The 17,745-nt window shown below is 57.6% G+C and carries 12 protein-coding genes and 2 rRNA genes; 9 read left to right on the forward strand and 5 right to left on the reverse strand.

Features of this window, described 5'->3' with window-relative positions:
• The first annotated feature begins 126 nt into the window (after window positions 1–126).
• The 7 genes from AUC43_RS11395 (at window position 127) to AUC43_RS11430 (ending at window position 9,048) form a co-directional block, all read left to right on the forward strand.
• Window positions 127–3,050 (forward strand): 23S ribosomal RNA (locus tag AUC43_RS11395).
• A gap of 105 nt (window positions 3,051–3,155) precedes the next feature.
• A 5S ribosomal RNA gene (gene rrf, locus AUC43_RS11400) occupies window positions 3,156–3,267 on the forward strand.
• Window positions 3,268–3,511: 244 nt separating this feature from the next.
• Entirely contained in the window at window positions 3,512–5,578 is a 2,067-nt protein-coding gene (locus tag AUC43_RS20095) for a BatA domain-containing protein (protein ID WP_071885891.1), read from the forward strand.
• A gap of 76 nt (window positions 5,579–5,654) precedes the next feature.
• A complete protein-coding gene (locus AUC43_RS11415; protein WP_082685047.1) occupies window positions 5,655–6,212 on the forward strand; it encodes a DUF4199 family protein in 558 nt (185 codons plus the stop codon).
• Window positions 6,213–6,260: 48 nt separating this feature from the next.
• Window positions 6,261–6,782 (forward strand): DUF4199 domain-containing protein, encoded by a 522-nt coding sequence (locus AUC43_RS11420; protein WP_082685048.1) that lies wholly within the window; start codon window positions 6,261–6,263, stop codon window positions 6,780–6,782.
• The gene (locus AUC43_RS11425; RefSeq protein ID WP_233253989.1) at window positions 6,775–7,752 is read left to right on the forward strand and encodes a glycosyltransferase family 2 protein; all 978 of its coding nucleotides are present in this window, start codon (window positions 6,775–6,777) and stop codon (window positions 7,750–7,752) included. Before AUC43_RS11420 ends, AUC43_RS11425 begins: the two co-directional genes overlap by 8 nt.
• Before the next feature lie 177 nt (window positions 7,753–7,929).
• On the forward strand, window positions 7,930–9,048 hold the full coding sequence (locus AUC43_RS11430; RefSeq protein WP_233253990.1) for a glycosyltransferase: 1,119 nt from the start codon (window positions 7,930–7,932) through the stop codon (window positions 9,046–9,048).
• Between the two features lie 46 nt (window positions 9,049–9,094).
• On the opposite strand, the gene AUC43_RS11435 is transcribed toward AUC43_RS11430, so the two are convergent.
• Window positions 9,095–10,189 (reverse strand): glycosyltransferase family 9 protein, encoded by a 1,095-nt coding sequence (locus AUC43_RS11435; RefSeq protein ID WP_068193371.1) that lies wholly within the window; start codon window positions 10,187–10,189, stop codon window positions 9,095–9,097.
• A 40-nt stretch (window positions 10,190–10,229) separates the two neighbouring features.
• The gene (gene purB, locus AUC43_RS11440; RefSeq protein ID WP_068193374.1) at window positions 10,230–11,570 is read right to left on the reverse strand and encodes an adenylosuccinate lyase; all 1,341 of its coding nucleotides are present in this window, start codon (window positions 11,568–11,570) and stop codon (window positions 10,230–10,232) included.
• A gap of 164 nt (window positions 11,571–11,734) precedes the next feature.
• Here purB and AUC43_RS11445 point away from each other — a divergent pair, with 164 nt between their 5' ends.
• Window positions 11,735–13,861, forward strand: coding sequence for a transglycosylase domain-containing protein (locus tag AUC43_RS11445; protein ID WP_157781047.1), 2,127 nt, complete (start codon window positions 11,735–11,737; stop codon window positions 13,859–13,861).
• A gap of 29 nt (window positions 13,862–13,890) precedes the next feature.
• Here AUC43_RS11445 and AUC43_RS11450 read toward each other — a convergent pair whose 3' ends face one another.
• The 3 genes from AUC43_RS11450 to hemG all read right to left on the reverse strand — a co-directional run bounded on the left by AUC43_RS11450 (window position 13,891) and on the right by hemG (window position 17,151).
• Window positions 13,891–14,814: a TerC family protein gene (locus AUC43_RS11450; RefSeq protein WP_068193380.1), complete on the reverse strand. Its 924-nt coding sequence runs from the start codon at window positions 14,812–14,814 to the stop codon at window positions 13,891–13,893.
• 121 nt (window positions 14,815–14,935) lie between these two features.
• Window positions 14,936–15,700: a polyprenol monophosphomannose synthase gene (locus AUC43_RS11455; protein ID WP_068193382.1), complete on the reverse strand. Its 765-nt coding sequence runs from the start codon at window positions 15,698–15,700 to the stop codon at window positions 14,936–14,938.
• A gap of 86 nt (window positions 15,701–15,786) precedes the next feature.
• The gene (gene hemG / locus AUC43_RS11460; RefSeq protein WP_068193384.1) at window positions 15,787–17,151 is read right to left on the reverse strand and encodes a protoporphyrinogen oxidase; all 1,365 of its coding nucleotides are present in this window, start codon (window positions 17,149–17,151) and stop codon (window positions 15,787–15,789) included.
• Between the two features lie 70 nt (window positions 17,152–17,221).
• On the opposite strand from hemG, the gene AUC43_RS11465 reads away from it, so the two are divergent.
• Window positions 17,222–17,743, forward strand: coding sequence for a D-glycero-alpha-D-manno-heptose-1,7-bisphosphate 7-phosphatase (locus AUC43_RS11465; RefSeq protein ID WP_068193388.1), 522 nt, complete (start codon window positions 17,222–17,224; stop codon window positions 17,741–17,743).
• Window positions 17,744–17,745 lie beyond the last annotated feature (2 nt).

The raw sequence follows: 17,745 nt of genomic DNA on the forward strand, positions 1-17,745 counted from the left end.
ATTGGCTGCTTTTCACGACACTACTAGACACCAGAGTAGTACACGTTCTTTGACGTAAGGGGTAACAAAAACGAAGCGTAGCGCGCTTGCCTGCAGCAATGCAGGAATTACAAGTGTGATTACGAAAGCGAAGTAAGCAAGAGCACACGGGGGATGCCTAGGGTCTGAGAGGCGACGAAGGACGCGATAAGCTGCGATAAGGCGTGGGGAGGGGCACATACCCTGTGATCCGCGCATTTCCGAATGGGGCAACCCCTTGGTTGGAAGAACCAAGAGCCGACGGGCTTGACCCGCGGCGGCAAACGCCGAGAACTGAAACATCTAAGTACCGGCAGGAAAAGAAAATAACAATGATTCCCCAAGTAGTGGCGAGCGAACGGGGAGGAGCCCAAACCGGGTTGGTTACGGCCAGTCCGGGGTTGTAGGGTCGCGACATCTGATTGCATCGAGTTAGCTGAACTGCTTGGGAAAGCAGGCCAGAGACGGTGAGAGCCCGGTAAGCGACAATTCTGATGCACGGTAGCGATACCCTGAGTAGGGCGGGGCCGGAGAAACCCCGTCTGAAGCGAGCGGCACCATCCGCTAAGGCTACATACTCCTCAGACACCGATAGTGAACTAGTACCGTGAGGGAAAGGTGAAAAGAACCGGGAATACCGGAGTGAAAAGAACCTGAAACCGTGTGCTTACAAGCAGTTAGAGGGAGTTCGTCTCCTGATAGCGTGCCTTTTGCATAATGAGCCTACGAGTTACTCCTCCCCGGCAAGGTTAATTGACTTGAGTCAAGGAGCCGCAGCGAAAGCGAGTCTGAACAGGGCGCGGAGTCGGGGGGGGTAGACGCGAAACTTGGTGAGCTACCCATGAGCAGGTTGAAGGTGCGGTAACACGCACTGGAGGACCGAACGAGTTTCCGTTGAAAAGGATTTCGATGACTTGTGGGTAGGGGTGAAAGGCCAATCAAACTGAGAAATAGCTCGTACTCCCCGAAATGTATTGAGGTACAGCGTCGTGGTGAGGTCGTTGGAGGTAGAGCTACCAATAGGACTAGGGGGTGTCAGAGCCTACCGAATCCTGATGAACTCCGAATGCCAGCGGCTATACACGGCAGTGAGGCCTGGGGTGCTAAGGTCCCCGGCCGAGAGGGAAAGAACCCAGACCATCTGCTAAGGTCCCTAAATCCAGATTAAGTTGAACAAAGGAGGTCCAGTTGCTTTGACAGCCAGGAGGTTGGCTTGGAAGCAGCCATTCCTTTAAAGAGTGCGTAACAGCTCACTGGTCGAGCGACCGGGCATCGATAATACGCGGGCATCAAATCTGGTACCGAAGCAATGGATGTAACCTGCAAGACGGTTACGTGGTAGGGGAGCATTCTCCTTGCGGTGAAGGTGCGTCGTCAGGCGTGCTGGAGCGTGGAGAAAAGCATATGTAGGCATGAGTAACGATAATGGGGGTGCGAAACCCCCACGCCGATAGACTAAGGTTTCCAGCTCAACGCTAATCGGAGCTGGGTTAGTCGGGACCTAAGGGGCAGCCGAAAGGTGAACTCGATGGACAGCGGGTTAATATTCCCGTACCAATGATTGCAAGTGATGCAGTGACGCAGAAGTGAAAGCACCGCGGGCGGACGGAAGTGCCCGTTGAAGGCCGTAGATATAGGAGAGGTAGTTAAGTACGCCTTTTTTGTCGAAAGCTGATAGTACCGTACGTCCTTCGGGACACGCGGATAGTGTGCCTAATCCGACTGCCAAGAAAACCTGCTAAGCGTTTTAATGCAATTATTGCCCGTACCGCAAACCGACACAGGTAGTCAAGGAGAGTATCCTGAGGCGCTCGAGTGAATCACGGCCAAGGAACTCGGCAAAATGGACCTGTAACTTCGGGAGAAGGGTCGCTTCCTCTTGGGCAACCAAGAGAAGCCGCAGTGAAAAGGCCCAGGCGACTGTTTAACAAAAACACATGGCTTTGCTAACGCGCAAGCGGACGTATAAGGCCTGACACCTGCCCGGTGCCGGAAGGTTAAGAGGGGAACTTAGTGCCGCAAGGTGCGAAGGTTTGAATCGAAGCCCCGGTAAACGGCGGCCGTAACTATAACGGTCCTAAGGTAGCGAAATTCCTTGTCGGGTAAGTTCCGACCTGCACGAATGGTGTAACGATCTGGGCGCTGTCTCAGCCGTGAGCTCGGTGAAATTGTAGTCTCGGTGAAGATGCCGAGTACCCGCCACGGGACGGAAAGACCCCGTGCACCTTTACTATAGGTTGCCATTGGTGTTGGGTTCGGCATGTGTAGCATAGGCGGGAGGCGCTGAGCCGGGGACGCTAGTTCTCGGGGAGCCACCGTTGAAATACCGCCCTTGCCGTGCCTGATGCCTAACTCTGGATTCCAGAGAACAGTGGCTGCTGGGTAGTTTGACTGGGGTGGTCGCCTCCAAAAGAGTATCGGAGGCTTTCAAAGGTCCGCTCAGTACGCTTGGTAACCGTACGCAGAGCGCAATAGCAGAAGCGGGCTTGACTGTGAGGCCGACTAGCCGAGCAGGGTCGAAAGACGGATATAGTGATCCGGTGGTTCCGCATGGAAGGGCCATCGCTCAAAGGATAAAAGGTACGCCGGGGATAACAGGCTGATCTCCCCCAAGAGCTCATATCGACGGGGAGGTTTGGCACCTCGATGTCGGCTCGTCACGTCCTGGGGCTGGAGAAGGTCCCAAGGGTTCGGCTGTTCGCCGATTAAAGTGGCACGCGAGCTGGGTTCAGAACGTCGTGAGACAGTTCGGTCCCTATCTGTGGTGGGCGTTGGAAATTTGACAGGACCTGTCCTTAGTACGAGAGGACCGGGATGGACCAGCCGCTGGTGCGCCGGTTGTACCGCCAGGTGCAGCGCCGGGTAGCTACGCTGGGACGAGATAAGCGCTGAAAGCATCTAAGTGCGAAACTCACCTGGAGATGAGATTTCCCAATTGAAGGCCCGTCGGAGATGACGACGTGGATAGGCGGCAGGTGAACAAGCAGAAATGCAATAGCTGAGCCGTACTAAGTGGCCGAGGGCTTCGCTACTTCAAGCAATTGAATTCATTCGTCGAGCGCGCAACACACGCTTCGTTTTTGTCCCCTTATGTCAACGTTATTGAGTCCTGCACGAACACGCAGTGACCCGCCAGCAATGGTGGCTTTAGCCCGGGTGTTCACCTCTTCCCATTCCGAACAGAGCCGTTAAGCCCCGGTGCGCCTATGGTACTGCCTTCACCGGTGGGAGAGTCGGTCGCCGCCAACCTTATTGTCCAACAACGCCCCCCGCCGCTTTCACCAGCCGAGCGGGGGGCGTTTTGCATTTTGTGCCCGCTCGCCTAAGCCGATAAAGCAGGCTAACGCATACTAGGCTAGCAACACGGTACCAATGAGGCCGTGATTTTTGATGCGAGGGTAGCAGCTGCAGTAGCTTTTTCCACACACTCCCATAGTCGCTTATCGACATCAGTTCATTAGCCGTACTTTCGGTTAATCAATTTTCATTGGGTATGAAGCTGAATTATCCTTGGTTCTTAATAGCACTGCTGGCAATCGCCATTCCCATAGCTATTCACTTGCTGCAGTTACGTCGGCCACATCGGCTGCTATTTACCAATACTGCTTTTATAAGGGAGGTTGACTTAGTAACTGTGCGGCATCGAAAGGTGCAGCATCTATTTATTCTATTGGCGCGGATTTTGGCGGTTGCAACAATGGTATTGGTTTTTTGCCAACCATTTATTCCTGCTGCACAAAGTGTAAAGGGAGCTAAGTCGGGTGGTCTTGATGTATTGGTCGATAATACTTTTAGCATGCAGCTACAGAGTGCTTCTCATGGCTCTTTATTCCAGGAAGCAGTTGCTCAAGCTAGGCATCTGGCGGATTTAGAGCCTGCGAGTGGTCGACTCAAATTAATGAATGGCGGTTATGGACAGGTTACTAAAACTGTTTATCTCAATAAACTAGATGGATTAAAACTAACCAGCCATAATCCCTATTATAAAATTGGTGAGGGAGATGATGCCCAAACTGAATCCAAAAATTCATTATTTATATTATCCGATTTTCAAAAGGCTTCATTTAATCCTAAACTATTAACTAATATAAATCCAGCCCAAAATGTGGTTTTGGTGCCGCTTGTAGGTAAGAAGGTCGGCAATTTGTATGTTGATAGCGTGTGGCTCGACGATGCCTTTGTGCGCGTTCGTGCTAATATTGGGTTGCATGTGCGGGTTCACAATGGAGGGGGAGCAATAGCAAACGGTAGCCCGGTTAAGGTCTATCTGGGTAATAGGCAGGTTGCCGCTTTTCGAGTGACTGTGGAGCCAGGCCAGACTGTGACTCCTGTTGTTCATGTGCAGTTAAATGATAATGCACTCGCATTGGGGAGAGTAGTTAATGAAGACACTCCTGTGACTTTTGATAATACTTTCTATTTTACGCTGCAGCCTGCGGCCGCTATCCGTGTGTTAGAAATTGGGCCAGAGGAGGTGGCTCAACAGCTTTATGGCAATGAGCCCCTATTTACGTACACTTACTCTAAGCCCCAAAGTGTGAATTATGCCGCCATGCGGCAAGCGAATTTGGTGATAGTGCGGGAAGTTGAGACGATTGATGCCGGGCTGCGTGAAGGATTGCGAGAAGTAGCGAAGCGTGGTGGGAATGTTGTAGTAGTCCCGTCTGCTTCGCCAGCGGCTCATGATTCATATCAGCGGTTATTCAAGGATTTGGGGTTGGGTACTGCTCAATGGGAGGCTGCGACAGCGCCGCCAGAACTACGGGATGTGGCCATGCCCAGTGCTAGGGAACCGTTTTTTCGGGATGTATTTGGGGCACAACAGCGCGCCGTGACGATGCCCCGTGTGGCACCGGTGCTGCGGTGGACAAGGACGGGGACAGATATCCTGCGGCTTAGAGATGGGGAAAGTTACCTCGCTGATTTTCCGAGCGGAGCTGGCCGGGTCTATGTTTTTTCAGCTCCATTCTCGAAAGAGTACTCTGATTTTACTTCGCATGCGCTCTTCGTGCCGGTAATGTACCGCATGGCCATGCTGAGCTATCGGAATGAGCAACTTCCGGCTTACTCATTGACTCAACAAACGGTGACTTTACAATTGCCACCAGTGAGCAATGAGGCAGCAAGACCTAATGGAACTTCCGATGAAGCGGGCTTTAGGCTTGTAAAGGATAGTTTGACCTTCATTCCGGCCCAGCGTGTGTTGGGCCAAGAAGTGCGTTTGGAACTGCCGGTGGGAATGGATTCGCCGGGGTTCTACCAGGTGCAACGCCAAGGAAAGACGTTAACCACGTTGGCCTTTAATATGGATAAGCGCGAGTCAGAACTGGCTGCTTATTCGGCTGATGACTTGCGGAAAATGGTTGGGAACCGGCCAAATATTCGGGTGCTAGAGGCAGGAGAAAGCGGCGCGGATTTGGCAAAGTTTCAGGCTCAGCAAACGGGGCAGCCGTTGTGGCGGTACTTTTTGGCCTTTGCGCTTGTGTGTTTACTGGCCGAGGCGCTGCTAATTCGTTTTGGGACCCGGCGTGCGGTTGCCAGGGTTAAAGTAGCGGCATAGGATTGAGCTTTTGTGAGCAGTCTAACGGGTCTGGTGGCGCAGGGCTCGTAACTTGCCGCTTTAATAGGTGCATTTTATGACTGTTTCTTCCTTTGAACCGAATACGCCCGCTGTGAAGTCTGATTCAGGCATCGTGACGCGGTTGGGGTTGCGTTTTGGAGTCGGGGTAGGAATGTTATGTGCCGCCTGGATGGTGGGATTGCAACTAACCGGCAATAATGGCTTTGGCCCCAAGCAAATAATGGCTCAGTTGCTGGTGCCGCTAGCAGCAGTGGCCAGCGAGTGGGTTTTGCGGCGAAAGTTACAACCCGATAAACCCGGATTGGGCCGCTCGCTGGGGGTTGGGGCCTTGACGGCGCTGCTCGCAGCGCTGGTATCGGCGGGTAGTGTAGTGGGGCTGGCGTATGCCGCCGGTGAGCCGGCATTGGCCAGGCAGCGGGCCGAAGTAATGGAAATTGTGCGGGCGCAACAGCACGAAAACGCGAAGGTGGTGGTATCGGCGCAGCAACAGCGGGAGCAAATTCAGCGTGTGGAAAATATGACCGTGGGCGATATGGCCACAAGCAATTTTTTGCAAGTGCTGGTGCTGGGGTTGGTGTTGGCCGTGCCAGCGGGAATATTTCTGCGGGAATAATTCGGATTATCTTTCGGCCTATTCACACCTTTCACAACTTTAATTTACATGGAGACAAACGCTACTCCGGTTACGACTGCTTCGGTAGGAATGCGCTATGGCCTGCTCACGGGGCTGCTTAGCATTATTATATCGTTCGGCTTATTCGCTGCTCACATGGAGCAAAGCCCGCTGCGGTTTGTAAGCTTTTTGGTGCTGGTGGGCGGCATGGTAATGGCCATGCGGTACTACAAAGAGAACAACCACGGCTTCATGAATTTTGGGGAAGGCGTGGGCATCGGCACGATATTATCGGCGGTAGTTGGGGCCCTGAGTGCCATTTTCTCTTATGTGTACATGAACATCATCGACCCCGAGGTGGTGGGCCGCATGATGGAAAAGGCCCGCGCGGACATGGAGGCGAAAGGCTTGCCGGACGAACAAATTGACCAAGGCATGGCCATGGCTGGTAAGTTCATGAATGGTCCGATTATGCTGGTGGGTGTGGTGCTGGGGACCGTTTTTTTTGGGGTGTTGCTGGCGTCGGTCGTTTCAGCATTTATTAAGCATTCGAAGCCTGAGTTTGAATAAATCGTCCGCTGTGTTTCCGGTAGAATTATCTATCGTAATTCCGCTGCTCAACGAAGCAGAATCGTTGCCCGAACTAACCCAATGGATTGCGCGGGTGCTAGTTGCGCGTGGGCTGACCTATGAGGTGCTTTTGATTGATGACGGCTCAACGGATGATTCCTGGGGCGTTATTGAGGCATTGGCCACGGGGGATGCTACGTTGCGGGGCATTCGTTTCAACCGGAACTACGGCAAGTCGGCGGCGTTGAATGTGGGCTTTGAGGCGGCGCGTGGCCGGGTGGTATGCACGATGGATGCCGACTTGCAGGACTCGCCTGAGGAATTGCCGGAGTTGTATCGGATGATTACGGAGGACCGGTTTGACCTGGTGAGTGGCTGGAAACAGAAACGGTTTGATCCGCTGTCGAAAACCATTCCGACTAAGCTGTTTAACGGCGCTACGCGGTGGATTTCGGGCATTAAGCTGCACGATTTTAACTGCGGGTTGAAGGCTTACGACCAGCGCGTTGTGAAAAGCATTGAGGTGTACGGCGAGATGCACCGCTACATTCCCGTGATTGCGAAGTGGAACGGCTTTCGTCGCATTGGCGAGAAGGTGGTGCAGCACCAGGAGCGCAAGTATGGCGTAACTAAATTCGGGCTGGAGCGGTTCGTGTACGGGTTCCTAGATTTGGCCAGCATCACGTTTGTCAGCCGGTTTCGGCGCCGGCCCATGCATTTCTTTGGCACCCTGGGCACTTTGTCGTTCTTCTTTGGCATGCTGCTCACGTTGTGGCTGACGGGTGAGAAAGTGTGGCTGGCCTACCACAACCTGCGGGCGCGCAACGTGACCGACCAGCCGTTGTTTTTTCTGGCTTTGGTGGCGGTAATTGTGGGTGTGCAGTTGTTTTTGGCCGGCTTTCTGGCGGAGATGGTGCAATTGAATGGCCCGCGGCGCAATGACTATCTGGTGCGGGAAACGCTGAATTGAGCTGGCTCAACGATGGCATTCTAGGTCAGCTCAACTCCCGACGGATACTTTTAGCTCAAGCCACAAATCAACAGCCCTGAACCACCCGGAAAAGGGAAAGGCGGTACATTCGGACGAGTACGTAATTACTAAATGCGGATTGTAATAATTGGGCCAGCGTACCCTTTGCGGGGTGGCTTGGCTACATATAATGAGCGTCTGGCGCGGGCTTTCAAGGAAGCGGGCGACGAGGTGCGCATTGTCACGTTTTCGCTGCAATACCCGGATTTTCTTTTTCCTGGCCAAACGCAGTTCAGCACCGAGGCGGGACCAGCGGATTTGGATATTGACGTGAGCTTGAACTCGGTGAACCCACTCTCGTGGTGGCGGGTGGGGCGTCGGTTGCGGGCCGAGCGGCCGGATATGGTTGTGTTCCGGTTCTGGCTGCCGTTTATGGGCCCGGCATTGGGCACGGTAGCGCGGCTGGTGCGCGGCAACGGCCATACCCGCGTGGTGGCGATTACCGATAATGTAATTCCGCACGAGAAACGACCGGGCGATGGGCCCCTCACGCGCTATTTCCTCAGTGCGTGCGATGGATTCGTGACCATGAGCCGCAGCGTATTGAGCGACTTGCAGCGACTTGGGTTTGGCAGGAAACCGGCCCTGTACCGGCCGCATCCGCTTTATGATAATTTCGGGCCGATAAAGTCTAAACAGGAAGCATTATCGGCTCTTAAGCTGCCAGCTACTACCCGTTATTTGTTGTTTTTCGGTTTCATCCGGGCTTATAAGGGGCTGGATATCATGCTTGAGGCTTTTGCCGATGAGCGTATTGTGGCCCTGCCAGTAAAGCTGATTATTGCCGGTGAATTCTACGAAGATGCCGCGCCGTATGAGGTCTTGATTAAGCGGTATAATTTAGAAACACGGATAGTCCGAGCTACCGATTTTATTCCCAATGAGAAGGTGGTGGACTATTTCTGTGCGTCGGACTTAATCGTGCAGCCGTACAAAAACGCTACCCAAAGCGGGGTATCGCAAATAGCCTATCACTTTGAACGGCCCATGCTGGTGACGGACGTGGGCGGGCTCGCTGAGCTGATTCCTAACGGCGTAGTGGGCTATGTGGTGCCGCCCACCGCAAAGGCCATTGCCGATGCGGTAGTGGATTTTTATGCTCAGCAGCGAGAGTCAGCGTTTACAGCCGGCGTGCGCGAGCAGAAAAAGCAGTTCTCGTGGCCCATTATGGTGGCCGCTTTAAAGCAAGTGGCTGGTGCTGCTATCGAGCAACCGAAGCCAGTTGAGCTGAAGTAGTTACTGCTCGATTGTAAATAAACCGGCAAAGACTTCAGCTCAACTGCTAGCGAACAGCTGCCGGGATGGGCAACGTGGCTTGCACGGCGGCAAATACCTTTTCGGCGGGCAGGTCCTCCATGCAACTGGTGCCCAGCTTGCAGGTGCCCCGGTAAAAGCACACGCACTCGCGGTTGGGCTGCACGATTTGGCCGCGCCCGTAGAGGTCGAATTCGTAGGGATTGAAAATGTTATTCATCAGGATGGTGGGCTTGCGCAGGGCAATGCTGATGTGCATGGCCATGGTCACCTGCGTGACGACGGCATCCATCTGATGCATCAGGTTGATGAACTGGGGGAGAGGGAAGGTGCCCAGGTACGTGGCCCCGGTGGCGGCCCGCAGTTGCTGGTTGCGGGGCGCTTCGGCCTCGCCGCCGAGCAGCACGGGACTGTATCCTGCTTGCTGCAGCTGGGTAATGAGGCTAATCCACTTTTCGTCGCTCCACAGGCGGGTGGTCCAGCGGTCGCCGCAGCCGGTGTTGAGGCCGATGCGCAGGCCGACGGCCGGCAGCTGGCTCCAGTCATAGCCTTTGTCTTCGTGGGTATCGAAGACGTATTCTTCGCTGCGGAAATCGAAGCCGCAGAGCTCGAAGATTTCCTGCACGTAGGGCTTGGTGTTGGCCTGGCTGACCTGGTCGAAGAGGCCGGTCAGGAATTTGTGCTCCGCCAGCTCGTTCTGGGGCCAGGCCACGCCGTCGTAGGAGCGGAGGGCGTAGCCGAATTTCTCCTTGGCCGGAATGGTGTTCAGCAGCGCACAGGCTTCCTTTTCCTTGTCGAGGTTAATAACCACTTCGAACTCCCGGGCCTGGAGCTGCAGGGCGCTGGCAAAATCAAATTTCAGAATTTCGTCGACCTCGTGCTGCGGCAGGATGGCGGGCGTGTGCGTGAGCCAGGTAATGTAGCAGTTGGGCCGTTCCTGGCGTAGCCGCCGCAGCAGCGGCGTGGTCCGAATGACGTCGCCGATGGCCCCAAGCTTGATGATGAGCACGCGGCTGCTGACGGGCGCGTAGGCCGGGCAGCCTTCGCACACGTAGCCGTGGGTTTTGTTGGGGCGGCAGGGCAAGTCGCCGCGAAAGTGGCGGCAATCGGGGTGGAGCGTCAAGTGGGCTGAAAGAAGGTGCGGGGCCAAAGTTAGGAGGACTTTAGGCGCCTACATAATTGGAAGGGGTGATGTGGAGCAGCTCGGCTCGCACGGCGTCGCTCACGTCGAGGGACTCGATAAACGCCCGGATGCTGGCCGCCGAAATGGCCTCGCCTGTGCGGGTCAGGGCTTTGAGGGCGTTGTAGGGGTCGGGGTAGGCTTCGCGGCGCAGGATGGTCTGGATGCCTTCGGCCACCACGGCCCAGTTGGCTTCCAGGTCGCGTTGCAGGGCGGTTTCGTCCAGGGCCAGCTTGCCCAGGCCGCGCTGCAGCGCCCCCAGGGCGATGAGGATGTGGCCAAGCGGCACACCCAGGTTGCGCAGTACCGTGGAGTCGGTGAGGTCGCGCTGGAGGCGGGAGATGGGGAGCTTGGCGGCAAAGTGTTCGAGCAGGGCATTGGCCACGCCCAGGTTGCCCTCGGCGTTCTCAAAATCGATGGGGTTGACTTTGTGGGGCATGGCCGAGGAGCCTACTTCGCCGGCCTTAATGGTCTGCTTGAAATAGCCCAGGGAAATGTACTGCCACACGTCACGGGCCAGGTCGAGCAAGATGGTGTTGAGCCGCTTGAGCGCGTCGGAGTGGGCCGCCAGGTGGTCGTAGTGCTCAATCTGAGTGGTTGGGAAGGACCGATGCAAGCCGAGGCGCGCATTAACGAAGGTGGTGGCGAAGCCGTGCCAGTCTACCTGCGGGTAAGCCACGTGGTGGGCATTGAAGTTGCCGGTGGCGCCCCCAAACTTGGCCCCAAACGGTACCTGGGCCAGCAGCGCCACTTGGGCGTCGAGGCGGGCCACAAACACGTCAATTTCTTTGCCTAGCCGGGTGGGCGAGGCCGGCTGGCCGTGGGTGCGGGCCAGCATGGGCACGGCCGCCCACTCCTGGGCGCGGTCGGCCAGGGCATTGCGCACCCTGGCGTAGGCCGGCAGCAGCTCGCCCATCAGCGCATCGCGGAAACTCATTGGGATGGCCGTGTTGTTGATGTCCTGCGAAGTGAGGCCGAAGTGAATAAACTCGACGTAAGCGCCAAGGCCAAGGGCCGTGAACTGGTCCCGCAGGAAGTATTCCACGGCTTTCACGTCGTGGTTGGTGATGGCTTCGTGGGCCTTGATGGCCTCGGCGTCGGCTTCGCTGAAGGCCTCGTAGAGGCGGCGCAGGGCCGGGAATATTTCGGCCGAAACGCCGTGCAACTGCGGCAAGGGCAACTCAACCAGCGAAATAAAATATTCGACTTCGACCAGTACGCGGTAGCGAATCAGGGCCATTTCGGAAAAGCGCTGGGCCAGCGGGGCGGTGGCACGAGCATAGCGCCCGTCGAGGGGCGAGAGGGCGGTAAGGGGACTGGGCATAAAGGCAAAAGTACTCGCTGAAATGAGCGCGCCGGCCCGGCCTGCTCCCCCGTACCCGACACATTACCCGTATAGTACCTCCAACTCGGCAGTGAAATTTCCACTTGCCGCTCCCGTTTTTCTTACCTTTGGCGCTGGCTATCCAGCCCAACTTATTGAGTTCCGTGCGCATATCCCCCTCCACCAAACGACTTCTTATCGGCATTCTGGGCAGTTTGGCTGCGCTTCTTCTGCTGGCTTTCGCCGTGTTTCAGTGGAAGCGCCAGCAATTGCTGACCTACGCTTTGGGCGAAGTAAAAGCCAAGGTTGAGCGCAAATACCCGGTGATTCTCACCCTGGGGCCAGCCCAATTTTCGGGTTTCAAAACCGTAGAAATCGCCGGGCTGAGCATCGTGCCGCGCGCTACCCCCACCGATACCCTGCTCACCGCCAAGCTGCTGGAGGCCAGCCTGAGCGTGCGGTCCCTGTTTGCGGGGCGGCCGGTATTCAGCGGGCTCGAAATCACGACGGCTCGCCTCACGCCCCATAAAACTGCCCACGGCGACAACTACGGCTTTCTGATTAAAAAGCAAAAAGCCAGCACCGTGCCGCGCGACACCACGAAGGGCACCAACTACGGGATGCTCCTGAACCAGGTGCTCGAAACGGTCTTCGACAACGTGCCGGGCGAGGCCAGCTTCAAAGATTTTTTCGTCACGTACTACAGCCCACACCACTCGGCGCTGTTGCGCCTGCCCGAGCTTAGCATCAAGAACGGCGACATTTCGGGGCGGCTCACGGCCAACATCGATTCGGTATCAAACGAGCTGGGCATCAGCGGGCACATCGAGCCGGGCGACTACGCCCTGTCGGCGCGGGTGTTTGGCGTAGGCGGCTCGGTGCAGCTGCCGTACGTGCCGCGCCGCTTTGGGGCCCTGGTAAGCTTCGATACGGTGCTGGTGCGGCTGGACAGCAAGGACTTCGACAACGACGATACCGGCGGCAAGCTGACCGTGCGTGGCTCGCTGGCGGCCCGCAACTTTAGCCTGTACCACCCCAAACTGGCGGCCGACGAAATCGAAGTAAAGCGCGGCGCCCTGGACTTTGTGGCCACGCTGGGCCGCGGTACCGCGGTGCTGGAAAAGGGCAGCAAGGTCACGGTAAACAAAATCGTGCTCTTCCCCGAGCTCAACGTGCGCCTGAAGCCCAGCCGGGCCGTCAGCATCAACGTGACGTCGGCTGAGACGCCGGCCAACGACTTCTTTGAATCGCTGCCCACGGGTATTTTCGACGAGGTGCGGGGCGTGAAGGGCACGGGTACGCTCACTTACCACTTGCGCAGCAGCCTGGACATGGCGCACGTCGACAGCCTGAAATTTGATTCTGGCCTGCGCGGCAAGAACTTCAAGCTCACCAGCTTCGGCGACGAAGACCTGAACAAGCTGAACACGCCCTTCCTCCACACCGTGTACAACGACAAGGGCGACTCCGTGCGCACGTTCGTCGTGGGCCCGCCCAACCCCGACTTTGTGCCTTACAACGAAGTCTCGCCCTACCTCATTCACGCCATCACCACGGCCGAGGACCCGCGCTTCTTCACCCACAAAGGCTTTATGGAGCAGGCGTTTGTGAAGTCGGCCATCCAGAACATCAAGGAGAAACGCTTTGCCCGCGGCGGCAGCACCATTTCCATGCAGCTGGTCAAAAACGTGTTTCTGACCCGGCAGAAGACGGTGGCCCGCAAGATAGAAGAAGCCCTGATTGTGTGGCTGCTCGAAAACACGCGCCTGGCCAGCAAGCAGCGCATGTTTGAGGTATACCTGAACATCATTGAGTGGGGCCCGAGCAAGTACCGCTGGCCCAGCGGCAAGCGCGGCGTGTACGGCGTGAAAGACGCGGCCCTGTTCTACTACGGCAAGCGTCCCAGCGAGCTCAACCTGACCGAGAGCCTCTATCTGGCCAGCATCATTCCCAAGCCCAAGTATTCGCGCTACTCATTCGATTCCTACGGCGGCCTGCGGAGCAGCACGCGCTACTTCTTCCGGCTGATTGCCAACATCATGGCCACCCGCGGCCTTATCACGGATACGGACCGCGAAAACCTGGCCTACTCGCTCAACCTGCGGGGCCCGGCCAAGCAGTTCATGCATTTCGCCCCGCGGCCCGATACCTCCCGCGCCACTGCCGCCGCCGACTCCAGCCAGTTTGAGCCCCTCAACCTGATTGACTTGCTCAACACCGGCGCCGCTACGCCCGATGCCGGCGTGAACTCCGGCGCGCCGGAGGTGGAGCCGCCCAAAGCCCCCAAGTAGCACCGCGAAAGTGCGTGGCGCGCAAGCAGTTATTCTGATTCTTTCTTTGGCCACACCACCGAGGCTAAAACACTCAGCACGAGCAGGCCGCCTACCACGCCGAGGGCAATGGGCATGGGAATGGGGAAGAAGCTTTCGACCAGAATCTTGGCTCCAATAAATACTAGGATAAGCGAGAGGCCATAATGCAGGTGGTGAAACACACGCATCATGCGGGCCAGGGCAAAGTACATGGCCCGCAGGCCCAACAGGGCAAACACGTTGGAGGTGAAAACCACGAAGGTGTTGCGGGTGATGGCCAAAATGGCCGGAATGGAATCGGCGGCAAACACGACGTCGGTGGTTTCGACCATTACCAGCACCACAAACAGGGGCGTGGCAAAGCGCAGGCCGTCGCGGCGGATGAAGAATCTTCCGCCGTCCAGCTGCCGGGTAATGGGCAGGTGGCGGCTCAGAAAGCGCACCACGGGGTTGTTTTCGGGGTCAATTTCGGGTTCGTCGCCGGTCAGGCCCATCCGAATGCCGGTGTACACCAGGAAGGCCCCCAGCAGGTAAATCAGGAAGTGAAACTTGGCCAGCAAGGCCCCGCCCACCAGAATGAACACCCCGCGCAGAATGAGTGCGCCCAGCACGCCCCAGAACAGGATGCGGTGCTGGTACTGCGCGGGCACTTTGAAGTAGTTGAAGATGAGCAGGAAGACAAACAGGTTGTCGACGCTCAATGCCTTCTCTACCAGATAGCCGGTGAGCCACTGCAGCCCGGCTTCGGAGCCCATGGTGCGGTACACCAGCACGTTGAAGCACAGCGAAAGAACGACCCAAAACGCACTCCAGCTCAGGGCTTCGCGCAGCTGTATTTCGTGGGCCTTGCGGTTGAAGACCAACAAGTCGAGCAGTAGCAGTCCGATTACGAATGCATTAAAGGCCAGCCAGAACAGGGGAGAATTTTCCATGCGTGGAGGCAAGATACGCCGGGGCAAGGTGCAGGTTGGCAAAGCGGCACGCATACCGCCGCCACCCCCAATACTGCCTAGCGTAGCTCAATTCCCTACTAGGATGCCTTTTCTGCCCGCGCTAGCTGACGTGCGCGTCGCCCGCCTGTCGCCCCACTGGCTTCAGCGGATGCAGCCAGCTGCCCACTTTCATCTGCAGCACGCCGAAGAAGGCCTCTTCCACGATGCCTTTCGACATTTTGGAGGTGCCGCGGGTGCGGTCGGTGAAGATGATGGGCACTTCTTTGATGCGGAAGCCCAACTGGTAGGCCAGCCATTTCATTTCAATCTGGAAGGCGTAGCCCACAAAGCGGATGCTGTCCAGGTCGATGGCGCGCAGCACCCGCGCGGTGTAGCACTTGAAGCCGGCGGTGGCGTCGCGAATGGGCATGCCCGTTATCAGGCGCACGTACCAGGAGGCGAAATACGACATCAAAACCCGCGACATGGGCCAGTTTACCACGTTCACGCCCTGAATGTAGCGCGAGCCGATGGCCATGTCGTAGCCCTCGTAGGCGCAGGCATCGTGCAGGCGAATCAAGTCCTCGGGGTTGTGCGAGAAGTCGGCGTCCATTTCAAACACGTACTCGTAGCCGTGTGCGAGCGCCCAGCGAAAGCCGTGGAGGTAGGCCGTGCCCAGGCCTTGCTTGCCGCTGCGCTCTTCCAAAAACAAGCGCCCCGGAAATTCGGCTTGCAGGCCCCGCACAATGGCGGCGGTGCCGTCGGGCGAGCCGTCATCAATAATCAGCACATCGAAATCCCGCGGCAACGACATCACCTTGCGGATAATCAGCTCTGCATTTTCGCGCTCGTTGTAAGTAGGAATTAGGACGAGGCCTTCACTCATGGGCTCAAAGATAGGGCCTGCCCGCACGAAGCTGCATGGCCGTGCTGATTCCCAAGGTGCTATTTAGCGGATAAATCGTAATATTCCTATGCTTGTCGCGGCAAATCCACGGCAGGAATCACCTGGTTTGAAGCGGCTAAAGCCCCGGCTACGCGCCGGGCATGGCGCACGCAATCCGGCACGCTTACCCCGGCGCGCCAATTGGCCACGGCGAGAATGTGCTCGGGTTCCAAGGCCAAAGCGGCCGCGTGGGCTCCTACAATGTGCTCGTCGAATTGCGGAATGCTGCGGGGCCAAAAGTAGCGGCCCTGCCAGCGCGGGGCGGCCGTGATGCCGTAAAAACGGCTCAATTCGGCGTGTACGGCGGCTTTCTGGGCCCCCTCGGCTTGGTTGGCAGCGGCCTCGTACTGCGCACCCCCCACAAACGTGGTAAACAGGACCTGCCCGGCCGGCACCCGCTCCGGGTAAATGGAGCTGGTCCAGATGGAGCCGGCCGCGTAGGTGCCTTCCACCTTGGGGTGCAGCGCCCCGAAGCCGTTGAGCGGGTGCGCCACGGTTGCGCGGTCGTACGCCGAGAAAACGACGCTCATGGGCGGGTACTGTACGGCCGCCAAAGCCGCGGCTTCCTTCGGGAATAGCGGCTGCAGGAGGGCGGCCGCCGCAAAAGCGGGCAGAGCCAGCGCCAGGTGCGTGTAGCCAGGAGCGGCTGCTGAAGAGTTGAGCTGGAGCTGATAGCTGCCATCGGCGAGGCGAGTTACGCCGGTAATCGCCGTATTGGCATGGTAATGAGTGAGCCGGGCCGCGAGCGTATCGGTCAGGGTTTGCACGCCGGCTCGGAGCGTGACGATGCGCCGGCGCGCCGCGCCCTTGCCCGTCTTGGTCAGGCCGCGCAGCACCGAGCCGTATTCCTGCTCCAGGGCGGCGAGCTGGGGAAAGGTTTTGTGCAGCAGCAGGCGCTCGGGGTCGCCGGCGTAGATGCCGGCCATGAAGGGGTTTACGGCATAGTCCACGATTTCGGGGCCGAAGCGGCGGCGGAAAAAGTGGGCAACGGTTTCGTGGGCGTTGGGCTGGGCCGCGGGCTGGCGCAGCTCCTGCAGCAGCTGCCACTTGGCTTTCAGGCTAAAAAAGCCGTTGGTGAGCAGGGTGGGGGGCGAGCCGGGCAGCTGGCGGTAGCGCCCGCCGCGCAGCACAAAGCGGTGTTTGCTCACGGCCGCGCTGTCCTGTATCTGGTCGCTGAGGCCGAGGTCAGCCAGCAGCTCTTCCAGCTCGGTGCTCAGCTGTAGGGAATTGGGGCCGGCTTCGAGGAGGTAGCCCTCAGGCGTGTGCTGGCTGAGCAGGTCGCCGCCGGGCCGGGCATCGGCTTCGAACAAGTCGTAGGCCACGCCGGCCTGCTGCAGGTACCAGGCCAGGGTGAGGCCGCTGATGCCGCCGCCGATGATGGCAATTTTCATATGGAGCTTGCGCGAATTGGGCTGCAAAGTTAGCCGGGCAGTCCTGCGGTTGGCCCGTAGCTTTGCGCCAATGAAAACAAAGAACAAAGCTGTGTTTCTGGACCGCGACGGCGTCCTGAACGACGAAATCGGCGACTACGTCTGGAAGCTGGACGACTTCGTGGTGAGCCCCGGCGTGCCCGAAAGCCTGGCCCGCCTGAAGGCAGCCGGCTACTACCTTGTGGTGGTGACCAACCAGGCCGGCATTGCCAAAAAGCTCTACACCGCCGCCGACGTGCTCGACTGCCACACCAAGCTGCAGGCGGCCTGCAACCACGCCCTCGACGCCCTCTATTTCAGCGATGCGCACCCCAGCGTGAGCGACTCCATCATGCGCAAGCCCGATTCGGGCATGTTCGAAAAAGCCGTGGCCCGGTTCAACCTCGACGTGTCGCAGTGCTGGATTGTGGGCGACCGGTACCGGGATATGGAAGCAGGCGAGAAAATCGGTGTGCGCGGCATTATGGTGGGCCACACCGAATTGGTAGATTTCACGCCCCGCGTCGCGGATTTGCAGGCCGCCACGGATATTATTCTGGGGGCAAAAATGTAGGA

Source organism: Hymenobacter sedentarius (genome assembly GCF_001507645.1).
Taxonomy (GTDB): Bacteria; Bacteroidota; Bacteroidia; order Cytophagales; family Hymenobacteraceae; genus Hymenobacter; species Hymenobacter sedentarius.

Coding starts and splice junctions, on each gene's coding strand:
- AUC43_RS20095 (WP_071885891.1), top strand. CDS start 3,512: ATGAAGCTGAATTATCCTTGGTTCTTAATAGCACTGCTGGCAATCGCC.
- AUC43_RS11455 (WP_068193382.1), bottom strand. CDS start 15,700: ATGAGTGAAGGCCTCGTCCTAATTCCTACTTACAACGAGCGCGAAAAT.
- AUC43_RS11450 (WP_068193380.1), bottom strand. CDS start 14,814: ATGGAAAATTCTCCCCTGTTCTGGCTGGCCTTTAATGCATTCGTAATC.
- AUC43_RS11465 (WP_068193388.1), top strand. CDS start 17,222: ATGAAAACAAAGAACAAAGCTGTGTTTCTGGACCGCGACGGCGTCCTG.
- hemG (WP_068193384.1), bottom strand. CDS start 17,151: ATGAAAATTGCCATCATCGGCGGCGGCATCAGCGGCCTCACCCTGGCC.
- AUC43_RS11415 (WP_082685047.1), top strand. CDS start 5,655: ATGACTGTTTCTTCCTTTGAACCGAATACGCCCGCTGTGAAGTCTGAT.
- purB (WP_068193374.1), bottom strand. CDS start 11,570: ATGCCCAGTCCCCTTACCGCCCTCTCGCCCCTCGACGGGCGCTATGCT.
- AUC43_RS11420 (WP_082685048.1), top strand. CDS start 6,261: ATGGAGACAAACGCTACTCCGGTTACGACTGCTTCGGTAGGAATGCGC.